This is a genomic window from Allotamlana fucoidanivorans (assembly GCF_006265225.1).
Lineage (GTDB): Bacteria > Bacteroidota > Bacteroidia > Flavobacteriales > Flavobacteriaceae > Allotamlana > Allotamlana fucoidanivorans.
In genome coordinates this window covers 174541-189761 of record NZ_VDCS01000009.1, presented here as the reverse complement: position 1 = coordinate 189761, position 15221 = coordinate 174541, and the positions used below count along the sequence as shown (strand labels likewise).

At 35.8% G+C, this 15221-nt stretch carries 17 protein-coding genes; 7 read left to right on the top strand and 10 right to left on the bottom strand.

Going from position 1 to position 15221, the window contains the following annotated elements:
• The first annotated feature begins 34 nt into the window (after positions 1-34).
• A complete protein-coding gene (locus FGF67_RS10765; RefSeq protein ID WP_139697612.1) occupies positions 35-766 on the top strand; it encodes a metallophosphoesterase family protein in 732 nt (243 codons plus the stop codon).
• Here FGF67_RS10765 and FGF67_RS10760 read toward each other — a convergent pair.
• The 10 genes from FGF67_RS10760 to FGF67_RS10715 all read right to left on the bottom strand — a co-directional run bounded on the left by FGF67_RS10760 (position 763) and on the right by FGF67_RS10715 (position 9206).
• A complete protein-coding gene (locus FGF67_RS10760) occupies positions 763-1551 on the bottom strand; it encodes a glycosyltransferase (RefSeq protein ID WP_139697610.1) in 789 nt (262 codons plus the stop codon). The two genes, FGF67_RS10765 and FGF67_RS10760, sit on opposite strands and share 4 nt — an antisense overlap.
• Positions 1541-2383 (bottom strand): DUF547 domain-containing protein, encoded by an 843-nt coding sequence (locus FGF67_RS10755; RefSeq protein WP_233244059.1) that lies wholly within the window; start codon positions 2381-2383, stop codon positions 1541-1543. Before FGF67_RS10755 ends, FGF67_RS10760 begins: the two co-directional genes overlap by 11 nt.
• A gap of 5 nt (positions 2384-2388) precedes the next feature.
• Positions 2389-3273 carry a sterol desaturase family protein gene (locus FGF67_RS10750; RefSeq protein WP_139697608.1) on the bottom strand — a complete coding sequence of 295 codons (885 nt, stop codon included), beginning with the start codon at positions 3271-3273 and terminating at the stop codon, positions 2389-2391.
• 24 nt (positions 3274-3297) lie between these two features.
• Complete coding sequence (arsM, locus tag FGF67_RS10745; protein ID WP_139697606.1) at positions 3298-4266, bottom strand: arsenosugar biosynthesis arsenite methyltransferase ArsM; 969 nt, start codon at positions 4264-4266, stop codon at positions 3298-3300.
• A 74-nt stretch (positions 4267-4340) separates the two neighbouring features.
• Entirely contained in the window at positions 4341-5153 is an 813-nt protein-coding gene (locus FGF67_RS10740; RefSeq protein WP_139697604.1) for a purine-nucleoside phosphorylase, read from the bottom strand.
• Positions 5146-5775 carry a TIGR04282 family arsenosugar biosynthesis glycosyltransferase gene (locus FGF67_RS10735; protein WP_139697602.1) on the bottom strand — a complete coding sequence of 210 codons (630 nt, stop codon included), beginning with the start codon at positions 5773-5775 and terminating at the stop codon, positions 5146-5148. Before FGF67_RS10735 ends, FGF67_RS10740 begins: the two co-directional genes overlap by 8 nt.
• Positions 5768-6265: a rhodanese-like domain-containing protein gene (locus tag FGF67_RS10730; protein WP_139697600.1), complete on the bottom strand. Its 498-nt coding sequence runs from the start codon at positions 6263-6265 to the stop codon at positions 5768-5770. The genes FGF67_RS10735 and FGF67_RS10730 overlap by 8 nt, the downstream gene beginning before the upstream one ends.
• A 10-nt stretch (positions 6266-6275) precedes the next feature.
• Positions 6276-7331, bottom strand: a complete 1056-nt coding sequence (arsS, locus tag FGF67_RS10725; protein ID WP_139697598.1) for an arsenosugar biosynthesis radical SAM (seleno)protein ArsS — start codon at positions 7329-7331, stop codon at positions 6276-6278.
• A 65-nt stretch (positions 7332-7396) separates the two neighbouring features.
• Positions 7397-7732, bottom strand: a complete 336-nt coding sequence (locus tag FGF67_RS10720; RefSeq protein ID WP_139697596.1) for an arsenosugar biosynthesis-associated peroxidase-like protein — start codon at positions 7730-7732, stop codon at positions 7397-7399.
• Positions 7733-8063: 331 nt separating this feature from the next.
• Positions 8064-9206, bottom strand: a complete 1143-nt coding sequence (locus tag FGF67_RS10715; RefSeq protein ID WP_139697594.1) for an acyl-CoA dehydrogenase — start codon at positions 9204-9206, stop codon at positions 8064-8066.
• Positions 9207-9301: 95 nt separating this feature from the next.
• On the opposite strand from FGF67_RS10715, the gene FGF67_RS10710 reads away from it, so the two are divergent.
• The 6 genes from FGF67_RS10710 (at position 9302) to FGF67_RS10685 (ending at position 15217) form a co-directional block, all read left to right on the top strand.
• A complete protein-coding gene (locus FGF67_RS10710; protein WP_139697591.1) occupies positions 9302-10366 on the top strand; it encodes an anhydro-N-acetylmuramic acid kinase in 1065 nt (354 codons plus the stop codon).
• Between the two features lie 221 nt (positions 10367-10587).
• A complete protein-coding gene (locus FGF67_RS10705; protein ID WP_139697589.1) occupies positions 10588-11814 on the top strand; it encodes a Glu/Leu/Phe/Val dehydrogenase dimerization domain-containing protein in 1227 nt (408 codons plus the stop codon).
• A gap of 8 nt (positions 11815-11822) precedes the next feature.
• Positions 11823-13214, top strand: coding sequence for a sodium:proton antiporter NhaD (gene nhaD, locus FGF67_RS10700; protein WP_139697586.1), 1392 nt, complete (start codon positions 11823-11825; stop codon positions 13212-13214).
• Between the two features lie 59 nt (positions 13215-13273).
• Entirely contained in the window at positions 13274-13975 is a 702-nt protein-coding gene (locus FGF67_RS10695) for a MotA/TolQ/ExbB proton channel family protein (protein WP_139697584.1), read from the top strand.
• 1 nt (position 13976) lies between these two features.
• The gene (locus FGF67_RS10690) at positions 13977-14369 is read left to right on the top strand and encodes an ExbD/TolR family protein (RefSeq protein ID WP_139697582.1); all 393 of its coding nucleotides are present in this window, start codon (positions 13977-13979) and stop codon (positions 14367-14369) included.
• On the top strand, positions 14369-15217 hold the full coding sequence (locus tag FGF67_RS10685) for an energy transducer TonB (RefSeq protein WP_139697580.1): 849 nt from the start codon (positions 14369-14371) through the stop codon (positions 15215-15217). Before FGF67_RS10690 ends, FGF67_RS10685 begins: the two co-directional genes overlap by 1 nt.
• The last annotated feature ends 4 nt before the right edge of the window (positions 15218-15221 follow it).

Here is a 15221-nt window from a genome sequence, read left to right as displayed (position 1 = left end):
GGCCTAAATCCATTAGATTAGCCAAAAAAAAGTTATGCGGGTTATAGCAATTGGTGATATCCATGGGGGGTTAAAAGCATTAATTCAAGTACTCAATAAAGTGCAGGTTAAAGATGATGATACCCTTGTTTTTATGGGTGATTATGTGGATGGCTGGAGTGAATCAGCCCAAGTAGTACAATTTTTAGTGGAGCTTTCAGAAAAAATAAAATGCGTTTTTATTAAAGGAAATCATGACGTTTGGTGTGAAGATTGGTTAAAAACGGGTCATGTTGATATGACTTGGTATGTGCATGGAGGAAAAGAAACGATGGAGAGTTACCAAGGGTTTTCAAAAGAAGACAGAAAGATACATTTAGAGTTTTTTGAAGCTATGCCACTTTATTATCTAGATGATGAGAACAGATTGTTTTTACATGCTGGATTTACCTCTATGCACGGTATTACTAAAGAGCCTAATCCAAAAACGTTTTATTATGACAGAACGCTCTGGGAAATGGCCTTGACAATGGATGAGAGCATTTCAAAAACCTCATTGTTGTACCCCAATAGATTAAAACATTACAAAGAGATTTTTATTGGCCATACGCCAACTATTAATTTTGGTAAAGACATGCCAATGCAGGCTGTTAATGTTTGGAATATTGATACGGGAGCCGCTTTTACAGGGAAATTATCAGCGGTTGATGTCCATTCAAAAGACGTGTTTCAAAGTGATAATTTACCCGCATTGTACCCCAATGAAAAGGGAAGAAACAAAAGTTAAGTCATGTTGTTTTTATAGTATTGAAAGAGGTCTTCTGCACTGGCTCCTAACCATCTTTTTACATAAATAGTCCAATAAAAATATTGCAGTTTCCAAACCCCATGTTTTTCATACATTCTAGAGGAGGTTTTAAGAGGTTTGTTTATCACAACAAACATTTTACGTTGGTATAGTGCATTAATTAAAATATTGTCTTCATATATTTTAAAGCGTTCATCAAAGCCACCAATGTTTTGAAATAAAGATGACGTTATAAACTGGCTTTGGTCACCACCTCGGCAAGCTCTCCAATTAAACTGTGTAAACCAACCTGCCAAGCGAAGCCACCAATGATTGCTATTAAATTGCATTCTAAAGCAACCTGCAAGATGCCCTTGTTCTATCTCATGAAGTATCAACGTGTCAAAATCTTGAGGTGGAAAAGAATCGGCGTGTAAAAAATAAAGTACAGATCCTTGAGCTATTTTGGCACCCAGATTCATTTGAATGGCGCGTCCTTTTTGGCTTTTTACAAAAATAACAGGAATTTTAGTGGTTAACTCGGTCTGCTTTTGGTCTGTTTCACCATGACTTTGTATGTAATGAAAGGCTTCAAGGTTTTTTAAAGTGTTTACGTTCGAAAATGCCTTAACTATACAAGAGGTTTTGTCTTGGCTACCACCATCAACCACAATGATTTCAGCAATATGTTTTTCAGATCCAATAGATAGCAGATGCTCAAGGAGCTTGCCAATATACACCTCTTCGTTTAGTGTTGGGATTATAATTGAAATTTTATAATTCATTGAGATTCCAATTATAGGTTTTAAAACGTTTTGTTGCCTTTTCAGAAATTTCAAAAGGAACATATTGATTCAAAAAATCAATCAAGCCTCCATTTTGCTTAAAATCTTTGCTAAACCATTGAAATATTTTTGAAAGTTCTAAATGGTTCTTTTCTATTTTGTTTTTTGAAGTATCTGATAGAAAAGATGTTGTAGCTATGGTTAATTGCTTGTCCAGAATACTACTTTGAAATGCTTCATTTTGAAGGTTCGGGCAAGACACTGATGCACAAACAATAGCAAAGTGAATACGTGGTTCTTGCATTTTGCGTAAAATAGTATGCTCAATATCATTCAAACTATACCAAGTGTTTTTTAGTTTCCAGAGGCGTTGATCCCATGGGTTTTTAATGTCTTTTATACTTTTTATAGGATAGTGGCGCAGTATTAAATCTATGGTAAAAGCGTTGTAGGCATTAATCCAATAAGCCAATTTTTCATTTTTGTTTAATTGGCTTTCGGTAAAATAATCCTCTAAAACTTTAAAATACTCTAGAAGTTTTGTGTGGTTTTTTTTGAACCCACTATAGTCTACCTGACCATCTTCAGACACATAGGCTTTTAAAAGGTCGTTCCATATGTGATGAGTTTCATTTGATGACTGCTTGCGGTTTTTACTAGTTGCAGTCTCAAAAGAATCAATGCTTATATGTGATTTCGGATTTTGAACAGAAATGATGGTAAAGGTATCTCTAATAATTTGAGAGATATTATCTTTTGAAGTCGTTGAAGTGTCTTGGCTTTTGCAAGAAAATGCTAAAAAAAACATTGCGAAGAATAAAACATACTTCATAGGATTTATTTTCTTTTTATGGGATACAATTCTTGACTAATAAAATCATCAGGAAAAGATTCATCACCATCAAAACCTAGCTCAATATCTCTACCACTATGAGGAATGTAATTTGTTTTAAAAATATAATCCCAAATACTAAGCGTTAGTCCGTAATTCACACCAAACCTAACACCTTTCGGCAGGACTTTAGCATGATGCCAAATATGCATTTTAGGGTTATTAAAAATATACTTTAAAAGGCCATAATTCCAGCCTAAATTGGCATGGTTAAGATGGCCAACGGCAATGTTGAAAAAGTGAACTATAGCAACATCTTGCGCGTTATATCCGCCAATAATGGCAATAGGAATATAAAGTAGTGATTTGTAAACTACGGGTTCCATCCAGTGATACCGTAAATGTGCAGCAAAGCCCATTTCTTTTACAGAATGATGTACTTTATGGAAATTCCAAAGCCAAGGCACTCGATGTAGTAAGCGGTGGGTATTCCATTGAATGAAATCGGCTACCACAAAAAAAATGAATAGCCCTTGCCACTTTGGTAATACACTAACATCAAATAGTTTTAGGCTTGTTGTAGATAAGTTAAATAAACCTAAAAAATCATTGAAGAGTTGTTCGGCGACGTTTGAAAGTGCTATTAAAACTATAAGATTTAAGAGAAAAAAGTTAAAAAACATGTAGAAGGTGTCTAGCCAAAAATCTTTTCTAAAAATAGATTGCTGTTTTCGCCAAGGAAATAAAATTTCCAGGCCCCAAACTAAAAGCGAAATTAGAATGAGGCCGTAAAAATAATTGTCCCAGTGATTCGGGAAAATAATTTCATGTTTAAGATATTCCCAATACTCTGAATAACTTTTCTTTATGAGTTCTACATACTTTTGCAAACTTATCTATTTACGTTTTTGTGCTTAACAGCATCCACCACCGTCATAATGAAAGGTTGACGGACTAAAAAATATGTCATCACGATTTAGTGCTGCAAGAGCAGCGGCTGTTTTATCACAGATGGCAAGGGGCTGATTTTTTAATAATAGATGTCCCTTTTTATCATCAAAATAATCATCTTCTCCATAATAAATAGCGGCTTTCCCTGTAAAAATACATGGGCCATCATCCGGCATAGGATCTTTAACTGCAGCCACTTCAATAGATTCTATATAAATCAATTCATCGGTAGGATAGTGTTTGGGGTCTAAAATTCTATATGGTTTTCTTGCTCTAATTTCAATGGTGCCAAAACCGGCATCAGTCAAGGCTTTTATATATTCAGCCATAGGAAGACTACCACTTAAACAAAGGGCACGTAAGCGTTCATCATTTCTTAAGTTGTCATTCATAGGTTGTTCACAAGTAGGGTCACTCATTACTAAACGTCCATGAGGCTTTAGCACACGATACATTTCGGCTATAGCTTGCTTTAAATCGTCTGCTTTAAAAATATTGAATAGACAATTTTGCGCCGCAACGTCAATACTATTATCTTCAACGGGTAAATTAAGGGCATCTCCTTTCCGTAGGTCTACAAATTCACTTTTAAACCAAGGATTTAATAGTTCAGCTTCTTTAAAGTTTTTACGTGAAGCTTCCAGCATTTCGTCAACCACATCAATACCAACCACGCCGTTTTTTTGTCTGCTGAAGTAGGCAAACTGCAGCAATTCCATACCGCCGCCAACACCAACATAAAGGGTTTTAGGGTTATTGGTTAAATCACGTGCATGTACCGTTGATCCGCAGCCATAATTCATTTCCTGCATGATTTTTGGAATCCTTAAGCCAGGCAATTCCCAAATGGGATTGGTTGTGCAGCATAAACCAATATCTGGGGTTATAGCAGCTTCTTTGTAAACGTTATGTGTGGTTTCTAAATAGCTCATGATTTTATGTTTTTAAAATTTACTATAAATGTAAAGAGTTTAGGGTATTGGTATTGTAACAAATATTACCCTCGTTATATGAGTTTTATAAGTGCTTTAAATAGGGTAATCATGTTTGGTTCTGCCTTAGCTGCATTGGCTATAATGTCAGCGATATCTACGGGTTCTAAATGATCGGGGTCGCATTCATCTGTTAATACAGACACGGCAGCAACCTTCAAATTTAAGTGGTTGGCAACAATAACTTCTGGTACGGTGCTCATACCTACGGCATCAGCTCCAATAAGTTTTAGCATGCGGTATTCTGCTCTGGTCTCTAACTGTGGTCCTACAACACTAACATATACCCCTTTGTGCAAAGTGATGCCGTTCTCTTTTGCTATATGTAGAAACCTTTGGTTGATGTCATTATTATAAGGCGCACTCATATCTACAAAGCGGGTTCCAAGTTCTTCAATACCCTTGAAGGCCAGCGGAGAACTGCCCTGAAGATTGATATGGTCTTCAATTAACATGAGTTCTCCTTTGTTGTAGTTAAGGTTTATGGCTCCTGCGGCGTTTGACACTAAAAGCGTTTTTATGCCAAGACGTTTCATAATTCTTACAGGGTATGTAATATCCTGCAAGCTGTAGCCTTCATATAAATGAAAGCGTCCCTGCATGACCACCACTTTTTTTCCTGCCAGTTCGCCATAAATAAGTTTGCCTTTATGAAATTCTACCGTAGCGGTTGGAAAATAGGGAATATGGTTATAGCTCACTTCTTTTAAAATAGAGATTTCGTTAAGAAGTTGACCAAGACCAGTGCCTAAAATAATACCTATTTCAGGATTATCAAATCCTTTTTCCTTGAGGTATTTTGTAGTTTCTTCTATATAATTAGTCATTTAATTGATGTATTCGTTGTTGTAATTTTGGGTTTGATTGATAAAACGATGATGCTTTTAAATCGTCAAAAGTGTCAATGTCATTTAGGGTAACTAATGTAGCAATTTTTGCTTGTTTTACATGTAGTTCATCAAGGGTTTCTCTTAATAAATTAGACTGACTCCAAGGCTTGTTTTTAAAAATACATTCGTGCATTTCTGATAAACCAATAAGATAATATCCACCATCTTGTGCAGGACCAAAAACTACATCGTGATGCTTTAGTTTTTGGAGTCCATCGCGAAGATGATGTTCGGTAATTTCAGGTAAATCAGATCCAATAAGAACAATATGCTTATAACCATCATTAAAGCCTTTTTGGAAAGCATTTTGCATGCGTTCACCTAAGTCTACCCCTTGCTGAACTGCTTTTTTAGCATGTGACCATTTGGATGCTACAATAGCGTCAGAAAAATATACGCGTACATCGGTTTCTAGCTGTTTCGTGGCTTTCTCGGTGACTTTAACTAACTCAGTATATACTTCAAAAGCACCAAGGTCACCAATGGTTTTAGCAAGCCTTGTTTTTACTTTTCCAAGTTTCAAATTTTTTACAAATACAATAACAAGTTTTTCAGTCATACACTTTTATGCCTTTTTTTAACCACTTGCTCCACGCTTTTGAAAATGTATGGATGCTATCGGTTTCAATTTCTTTTAAGTTGTATACCTTATGGCCTTGATTTTTCCATTCAAAAATACCACCATACAAATTTTTTACATCACTATAACCCGCTTGTTTTAGTTTTACGGCTATATCTTCAGACCGAATGCCTAATGAGCAATACACTACAATTTGAGAAGTTTTCTCAGGTATAAGCTTAATAATTGTGTCTATATTAAAAAAATCATAGCCTATATATTGCGCATTTTTAAGATGACTAATGTTGTATTCTTTGCGCGCTCGGGCATCAAGCAAAATTATAGTGTCAATTGAATTTACTAATTCACGGATATGGATATAGGGAATACTACCGTTGTTCTCTTTCTGAAGGAGTTTTTCCAATTGCTTTTGGCTAAAACTAGAAGACGATATTAAGAAGATAAAGGCAATGACTATAAAGTGTTTCATAATAAATCTTTTAAGCTACTGTGCCCTGACAACTACTACCGGCACCTGCGGTACAGCCAAAACAATGCTGTGAGGTAATAATGGTTCTGTTTTCTAACAACGCTGCATTGTATTCAGAAATGTGTTTTATTTTACTATTTACGGGTAGTTCTAACATTTGGTTAAAATCACAATCATATAAAAAGCCATCCCAACTTACTGAAAGCGTGTTGGTGCACATAAGGTTTTGAACGGCTAAAGGATTGTATGCTTCTACCAGGGCGTACATATAGTCTTCATAGTTATCCGAAGCCATTAAGTAATCTAAGAATCGTGAAATTGGCAGATTGGTAATGGCAAAAAGGTGGTGGAACTGAATATTAAAGTCTTCTATCAAAGCTTTTTTAAAATCTTTTTCCATAGAGGCTTGATTACCTGGTAAAAAGGCTCCAGAAGGATTATAAACCAGATCTAATTTTAAAGTACTATTTGGCATGCCGTACCCCACATCATTTAACATTTTTAATGCCTTTATAGAGGCGTCAAAAACGCCATCACCACGTTGTTTATCTGTTTTTCCGCGTGTCCAGTGTGGCATAGAACTTACTACATGAATGTTATGTTTTTTAAAAAACTCAGGTAAGTCATGATATTTTTTATTGGCGGTAATAATGGTAAGATTTGAGCGTACAATGAAGTCTTTTATTCCAGCTTTTGCTGCTTCTTCAACAAACCATTTAAAATTCGGATTCATTTCTGGGGCACCACCAGTTAAGTCTAAAGTATGGGCGTCTGTAGTTTTAATCACTTCCAAACATTGTTGCATGGTGTCTTGGGTCATAATTTCTTTACGATCTGGCCCAGCGTCCACATGGCAATGTTCGCAAACTTGGTTACACATGTATCCCAAATTTATTTGGAGAATTTCTAACGTTTTAGCCTTAAGGGGAAATTGGCCTGTTTCTGCTAGTTTTGTTTTAAATGTTGGTAGTTCTCCACTTTTGAATATACCGTTAGAGAGAATTTCTAGCTGTTTTTTGCTTTGTGCTAATGCATTTTCACGTTTATGAAGGGAGATTGTTGCCATTTAATATGCTATCTTTTTAAGAGGTTGTAATTATTTGAGGTGAACTAAAAGCATAAGCAAGAATATTAGCCATCTAACTTGTTCACTTTATTCATCATTTGTACACCATGTACTAAAGTGGCTCCACTTTTTATAGCGGCACCCACATGAATAGCTTCCATCATTTCTTCTTTAGTAACGCCTCGTTGCAACGTGTCTTTGGTATAGGCGTCTATACAATAAGGACATTGTTCTGTGTGGGCAACAGCAAGGGCAATAAGTGCTTTTTCACGTGCTGTAAGAGCCCCTTCCTCAAAAACTTTTCCGTAGTATTCAAAAAATTTATCGCCTAGCTCTTCACTCCATTCACTTATTTTTCCAAATTTTCTTAAATCAGCTGGGTCGTAGTATGTCTTCTGCATAAGGTTATTTTTCGGTTAAAGTTATAAATCTAAAAACTTAAGTCGATATAAATAGTGCGACTTAACATAAATTATAGATAAAGATCTTTTTGTTTTATTGAAGTGCTTAAAACACAACGTTATGAATGGCGTCCTTTTAAGAGATAAATGACGAATCAATTTTTTATAAAAAGCGATTATAAGTTTGCCGAGAACCAACAGGATAAAAAATGGTACTGCACTAAATTAGGATTAATAAACTTATGTGATGCCATTTGTTTCTGAAAATAATCTGCCAAGTGTTTTTTCTTCGGTAAGGCTTTGTGAACATAAACGTGTTGAAAACAAACATTTAATCCCTTAACAGGCTTCTAGAAATGACAATTTTTTGAATCTCTGACGTGCCCTCATAAATTTGAGTAATTTTAGCATCACGCATAAGGCGTTCTACATGATACTCTTTTACAAAGCCATTGCCACCATGTATTTGAACGGCTTCAACAGTATGTTCCATAGCTACTTTTGAAGCGTATAATTTGGCCATGGCACTAGAGTAGTCATAACTTAAACCTTGGTCTTTTTCCCAGGCCGCTTTCATTACAAGGTGACGAGCGGCCTCAATATCGGTAGCCATATCGGCAAGTTTAAAAGCAATAGCTTGATGATTGCAAATTTCAGTGCCAAATGCTTTTCGTTCTTTCGAATATTTTAATGCTAATTCGTAAGCTCCTGATGCTATACCTAAGGCTTGGGCTGCAATACCTATACGCCCTCCAGAAAGGGTTTTCATTGCAAATCTGAATCCGGAGCCGTTCACTCCAATTCTATTTTCTTTAGGAACTTTTACATCATTAAATTGAAGTGTATGGGTATCACTTCCGCGAATACCTAATTTATCTTCTTTAGGACCTACGTGAAAACCTTCGGTGCCTTTTTCAACAAGAAAAGCATTGATACCATGTGATCCTTTATCTTTGTCGGTTTGAGCAATCACAATATACACATCGGCACGTCCGCCACTAGTAATCCAGTTTTTTGTGCCATTAATTAAGTAATGGTCACCTTTATCAATAGCTGTTGTTTTTTGTGAAGTAGCATCACTACCCGCTTCAGGTTCACTTAGGCAAAAGGCTCCAATAAATTCACCTGTAGCTAGTTTGGTAAGATATTTCTCTTTTTGTTCTTCGGTGCCATATGTTTCTAATCCATAGCAAACTAATGAGTTGTTTACCGATACAATGACTGAGGCGGAGGCATCTATTTTAGATAATTCTTCCATAATGAGCACGTACGAAATCGCATCCATGCCACTGCCTCCATATTTTGGGTCGACCATGATTCCCATAAAGCCTAAATGCCCCATTTTTTTTACAAGATCATCAGGAAAGTGCTGTTTTTCATCACGTTCAATAACACCAGGAAGTAATTCGGTACGTGCAAAATCGCGAGCGGCATCGCGAATCATAATATGCTCTTCTGAAAGTTTAAAATTCATAATTCATAATTATAATGATGATTTCGTAAAAAATATTCACAAATATAGCTTTTTAGTGTTAATTTATCAATGATGATTCTTATTTTTACCAGCCTATGAAGAAAAATAGTTATCATGTTATTGGGGTTATGTCTGGTACATCATTAGATGGGGTAGATCTGGTTGAGGTAAATTTTGATTATAATAAGTCATGGCGCTTTGATATACTTCAAGCAGAAACTGTGGATTATGATGCGCATTGGAAAAAAAAACTGAGTGAATTGGTAGCGCTTCCTGATGAAGTTTTAAAAAAATTAGATTTTGATTACACCGTTTACTTATCGGGTATTATTAAAGATTTTATCAAAAAAAATAAGATACAACATATAGATGCCATTTGTTCTCACGGTCATACAGCCTTACATCAGCCACATAAACAATTAACGTATCAAATAGGCAATCAACCCGATTTGGCAATTTTGATTGGGGAAAAGGTTGTTTGTGATTTTAGAGTTCAGGATGTTGAAATGGGAGGTCAGGGAGCACCGTTAGTGCCTATTGGCGATAGGTTGTTGTTTCCAGAGTACGACTTCTGTGTCAATTTAGGTGGGTTTGCAAATGTTTCTATGGAGGAGGGAAATGACCGCATAGCCTTTGATGTTTGTCCCGTTAATATTGTGCTTAATCATTATGTGAAACAACTTGGGCTATATTATGATGATAAAGGAAGCATAGCGGCTTCAGGGGACTTAAGTTTAGAGTTATTGGCAGCGTTAAATGCACTTGAGTTTTACACCGAATCGCCCCCAAAATCTTTGGGGTTAGAGTGGGTAAAGCAAAATGTTTTTCCTGTAATAGATGCTTTTCAATTGAGTATTTCTGATATTCTTAGAACCTATGTTGAGCACGCGGCTATACAAATTGCAGCGGTATTTAATCTTTATTCAGAAGGAAACGTGTTATTTTCTGGAGGTGGTGTGTACCATTCTTTTTTAATGAACAGGATAGAAAGCCTTACTAATAAAAAGGTTGTTATTCCTTCAAAATCGGTTATTGAATTCAAAGAAGCACTCATTTTTGGATTTCTTGGCGTACTTAAATTGAGAAATGAAAATAACTGCCTTCAAAGTGTTACGGGCGCTTCAAAAAATCATAGTTCTGGTAGAATTTTTCTACCATAATTAAGGCTTTAAAATTCCCTTAAAGATTTTTAGTTTTTTATATTTGTTTCAGAAAAAATTTTTAATCTCATTTTGTTATGACTCAGCTTTAGCTAGGCTTAATTTTAATTTAAGGTTTTAACAGGCTATAAATGAATCAGTTTTATAAAGATATGGGGTAAAGACATCTTTGGATAGGGTGTTGTAAACCACAATAAATCTTTATTAAAAAAATAAAAGAGATGAAAGAATTATTAAAAAAATATGAAAATAAAGCACCCGAAATTATCTTTAATTGGAAGGACTCAGAAACCGAAGCTGAAGGTTGGGTGGTTATAAACTCGTTACGAGGTGGCGCATCTGGTGGAGGTACTAGAATGCGTAAAGGACTTGATATGAATGAAGTATTGTCTTTAGCGAAAACGATGGAAATTAAGTTTACCGTGTCTGGGCCACCTATTGGAGGGGCTAAGTCTGGTATTAATTTTGATCCTAAAGATCCTCGTAAAAAAGGTGTGCTCGAACGTTGGTATGCTGTAGTGTCTCCATTACTTAAAAGTTATTATGGTACGGGTGGCGATTTGAATGTTGATGAGACGCATGAAGTTATTCCTATTACAGAGCAAAGTGGTGTTTGGCATCCGCAAGAAGGCGTTTTTAATGGTCATTTTAGGCCTACTGAGGCAGATAAAATAAACCGTATTGGCCAGTTGCGTCAAGGCGTTATTAAGGTGATTGAAAATCCAGATTATTCTCCTAATGTTTCCAAAAAATATAAAATCGCTGATATGATTACTGGTTTTGGGGTGGCCGAAGCTGTAAAGCAGTATTATAATATTTATGGAGGTTCTATAAAAGGGAAGCGTGCTGTAGTTCAGGGGTTTGGTAATGTTGGGGCTGCCGCTACTTTTTATCTGTCTCAAATGGGAGCAAAAGTTGTAGGTATCATTGATGTGGTTGGAGGACTAATTAATGAAGAAGGCTTTACCCATGAGCAAATAACCAATTTGTTTTTGGCGAAAGAAAGGAATACTTTGGTGTCTGACCATTTAATTCCTTTTGAAGAAATTAATAAAACGATTTGGTCACTAAAAACAGAAATTTTTGCACCGTGCGCAGCTTCTCGTCTTATTACGATTCATCAAATTGATGAAATGATTGATAGTGGTTTAGAAGTAGTGTCTTGTGGGGCAAATGTGCCATTTGCTGACAAAGAGATTTTCTTTGGTCCTATTATGGAGCATACCGATTATAAGGTGAGTTTAATTCCAGATTTTATCTCTAACTGCGGTATGGCTCGTGTTTTTGCATATTTTATGGAGCGCAAAGTACAAATGACTGATGAAGCCATATTCAAAGATACCTCCAACAGAATAAAACAAGCTATTGAAAACGTTTACAATAAAAATAAATTAAAAACAGGAATTAGTGCAACCGCATATACAATAGCACTAGAACAACTAATTTAACTAAATTTATGGAAGCAGCAATTATCTTAGTATTTGTTATTGGCTATTTAGCCATTACCCTAGAGCACACTATTCGAATAGATAAATTAATACCAGCGCTGGTTATGATGGCCATTTGTTGGGCATTAATTGCTTTAGGTCTTGAAAGCTTCCCTAGTTGGTTTGATTCAAGTAAGCATGAGCTTTTAGAAAATTTTGGCTTATTGGCCTATGAAGAAAAAATGCACCTGATGGAAGAAACATTATTGCATCATTTGGGGAAAACTTCTGAAATTTTGGTGTTTCTTTTAGGCGCTATGACCATTGTTGAAATCATTGATTATTTTGATGGGTTTGCAACCATTAAAGATTTTATAAAAACAAAGAAAAAGACTAAGATTTTATGGATTTTTTCAATTCTAGCTTTTGTTTTATCGGCTATCATTGATAACCTTACGGCTACTATTGTACTTATTTCTATACTTCAAAAAATTGTAAAAGATAGAAATACACGTATATGGTTTGCAGGTTTAATTATTATTGCAGCTAATGCAGGCGGGGCGTGGTCGCCTATTGGTGACGTAACCACTACGATGCTGTGGATTGGCAAAAAAGTAACCACCGGGCACTTAATAGGGTACTTATTGCTCCCTTCGTTTTTATGTATGGCGGTACCATCATTAATCGCATCGTTTTTACCTGCATTCAAAGGTGATTTAGATATAGAAGAGACTGAAGAAAAGAAGAAATCGCGCTTTGGTTCACTTATGCTGTACTTAGGTTTAGGCGCCATTGTTTTTGTGCCTATTTTTAAAATGATTACACACTTACCTCCTTATGTTGGTATGATGTTATCTTTAGGTGTTGTAGCTATTTTTGCTGAAATTTATAGTAGCTCTAAATTTAGTATGACTGAGTATCATTCTGAAGAAAGCGATGCCCATGCCCATCATAGTCCGGTGCATTATTCCTTATCTAAAATTGAATTGCCTAGTATTTTATTTTTCTTAGGAATTTTAATGGCAGTTGCGGCTTTAGAATCATTAGGTATTTTATTTGGTTTTGCTAATTCATTACAAGAAAGTATGCCTATGTTAGGCACTGAGTTGCACCATGGAGGTGTTTCAGATATTGTTGTTCTTTTATTAGGGGTAGGCTCTGCAGTTATAGATAATGTACCATTGGTAGCAGCAAGTTTAGGTATGTTTCATGAGCCAATTGATAATGAATTATGGCATTTTATAGCTTATTCTGCTGGTACTGGAGGAAGTATGCTAATTATTGGTTCAGCAGCAGGTGTTGTGGCTATGGGTATGGAAAAAATTGACTTCTTTTGGTATCTTAAAAAGATTTCGTGGTTAGCCTTAATAGGGTTTTTAGTTGGAGCTGCTGGATTTATGGTAACCAGAACTTTATTTTAACAGTATTCATAATTTATAAAGAAAAGAAACGTTATACAGTTGCAAAAACGTAATACTATATGCTAAATACAATGATACAAAATGCACAGGAAGGTGCAGAAGTTCTTACTGACGGAGAGTCTGTTGAAAAAACGCTTTCAATTATAGAATTAATTAGTAGTGGCGGCGCTGCGGGACAAGTTATCATCGCTGTTTTGTTTTTACTTTTGGTAGGCGCTATTTATATTTATTTTGAACGCATCTTTGCTATTAAAGCCGCTTCAAATGTTGATGCCAATTTTATGAATCAAATCAAAGACCATGTAAGTAATGGTAAAATTGATTCGGCTCAAATGCTTTGTGCTCAGGTAAATTCGCCTGTATCAAGATTAATTGGTAAAGGTATTTCAAGAATAGGGAAGCCACTTGCAGACATTAATACTGCCATTGAGAATGCTGGACGATTAGAAATTTATGGGTTAGAAAAAAATGTAAGTATTCTGGCAACTATTTCAGGTGCGGCGCCAATGATAGGATTCTTAGGAACGGTTATTGGTATGATACTTGCTATTTTTGAATTGGCTAATGCTGGAGGAACCATTCAAATGGATGTTTTAGCCAGTGGTTTATACACGGCTATGACAACAACTGTTGCTGGACTTATTGTTGGTATTGTGGCGTATATGGCGTATAATCATTTGGTGGTAAAAACAGATAAGGTGGTGTATAAAATGGAAGCTAATTCTTTGGAGTTTTTAGATCACCTAAACGAACCTACTTAATATGAATTTTAGAGGAAGAAATAAGGTTACACCAGAATTCAATATGTCTTCAATGACAGATATTGTATTTCTGTTACTTATCTTTTTTATGATTGCTTCTACCTTGGTAACAACTAATGCTATTGATATTATCTTACCAAAAGCAAGTGGGAAAACAGAGAATAAAAAATCGGTAGCAGTTAGTATAAAGAAGAACTTAACGTACTATATAGACCAGAAGCGGGTGGGTGAAAGTGTGCTGGAGAATGAGCTTTTAGCAGCATTATCATCTTCTGAAAAACCAACCATAGTATTAAGAGCTGAAAAATCAGTGCCAGTAGAAAATGTGGTAAAGGTTATGGACATTGCCAATAGGAATAAATTCAAAGTAATTTTGGCTGTAAAGCCTAAATAATGAAATACTTCAAAACAAAACATGAAAGAGATTCTGCTAAACTAACAGCGCTTATAACTGTTATTTTGGTGCTTTTATTGTTTGTGGTAGGAACAACATATATGGATCCTCCAGAGGAGTATGGGGTAGCGGTAAATTTTGGAAATTCCAGTGTTGGTAGAGGTGCTATTCAACCCACTAAACCAGTCAAATCAGAACCTAAAAAGATTGAAGAACTGCCGCAACCTGATGTTGCAAAATCAGAACCTGAACCAGCAAAATCTACAGAAACTAAAGAAGAAGTATTGACGGCAGATAATGCCGAAGAAATAGCCATAAAAAAACAAAAAGAGGCAGAGGCAAAAGCTAAGGCTATTGCCGAAGCAAAGGCTAAAGCAGAAGCAGAACGTATAGCTAAAGAAAAGCGTGAACAGGAAGAAAAAAAGAAAAAACTAGATGCTTTAATAGGAGGTGTTAGTAAATCTGAGGGAACTGCAACAGGGAGTGAAGGTGATGATGACGTGGCTGGAGATAAAGGGCAACTTGACGGAAACCCTTATGCCCCATATAAGGGGATGCCTGGATCTGGAATAGGAGGAATCGGTTATGGATTGAATGGAAGAGGTGATCCAAAATATGAATTGATTGAAGGTTGTGTAAATGAATATGGATTGGTGGTGGTAAATATAGTTGTCAATAGAGATGGTATTGTGATAGAGGCCACACCAGGAGCTAAAGGAACAACTAATATTACAGATTGTCTTAGTAAAGCGGCTAAAAAGTTTGCCTTTACATGTAAATGGCCAGCTGATTCTAATGCTCCTAGTAGGCAATATGGAAAAGTTAGTGTGAATTTTACTCCAAGGTAATTAA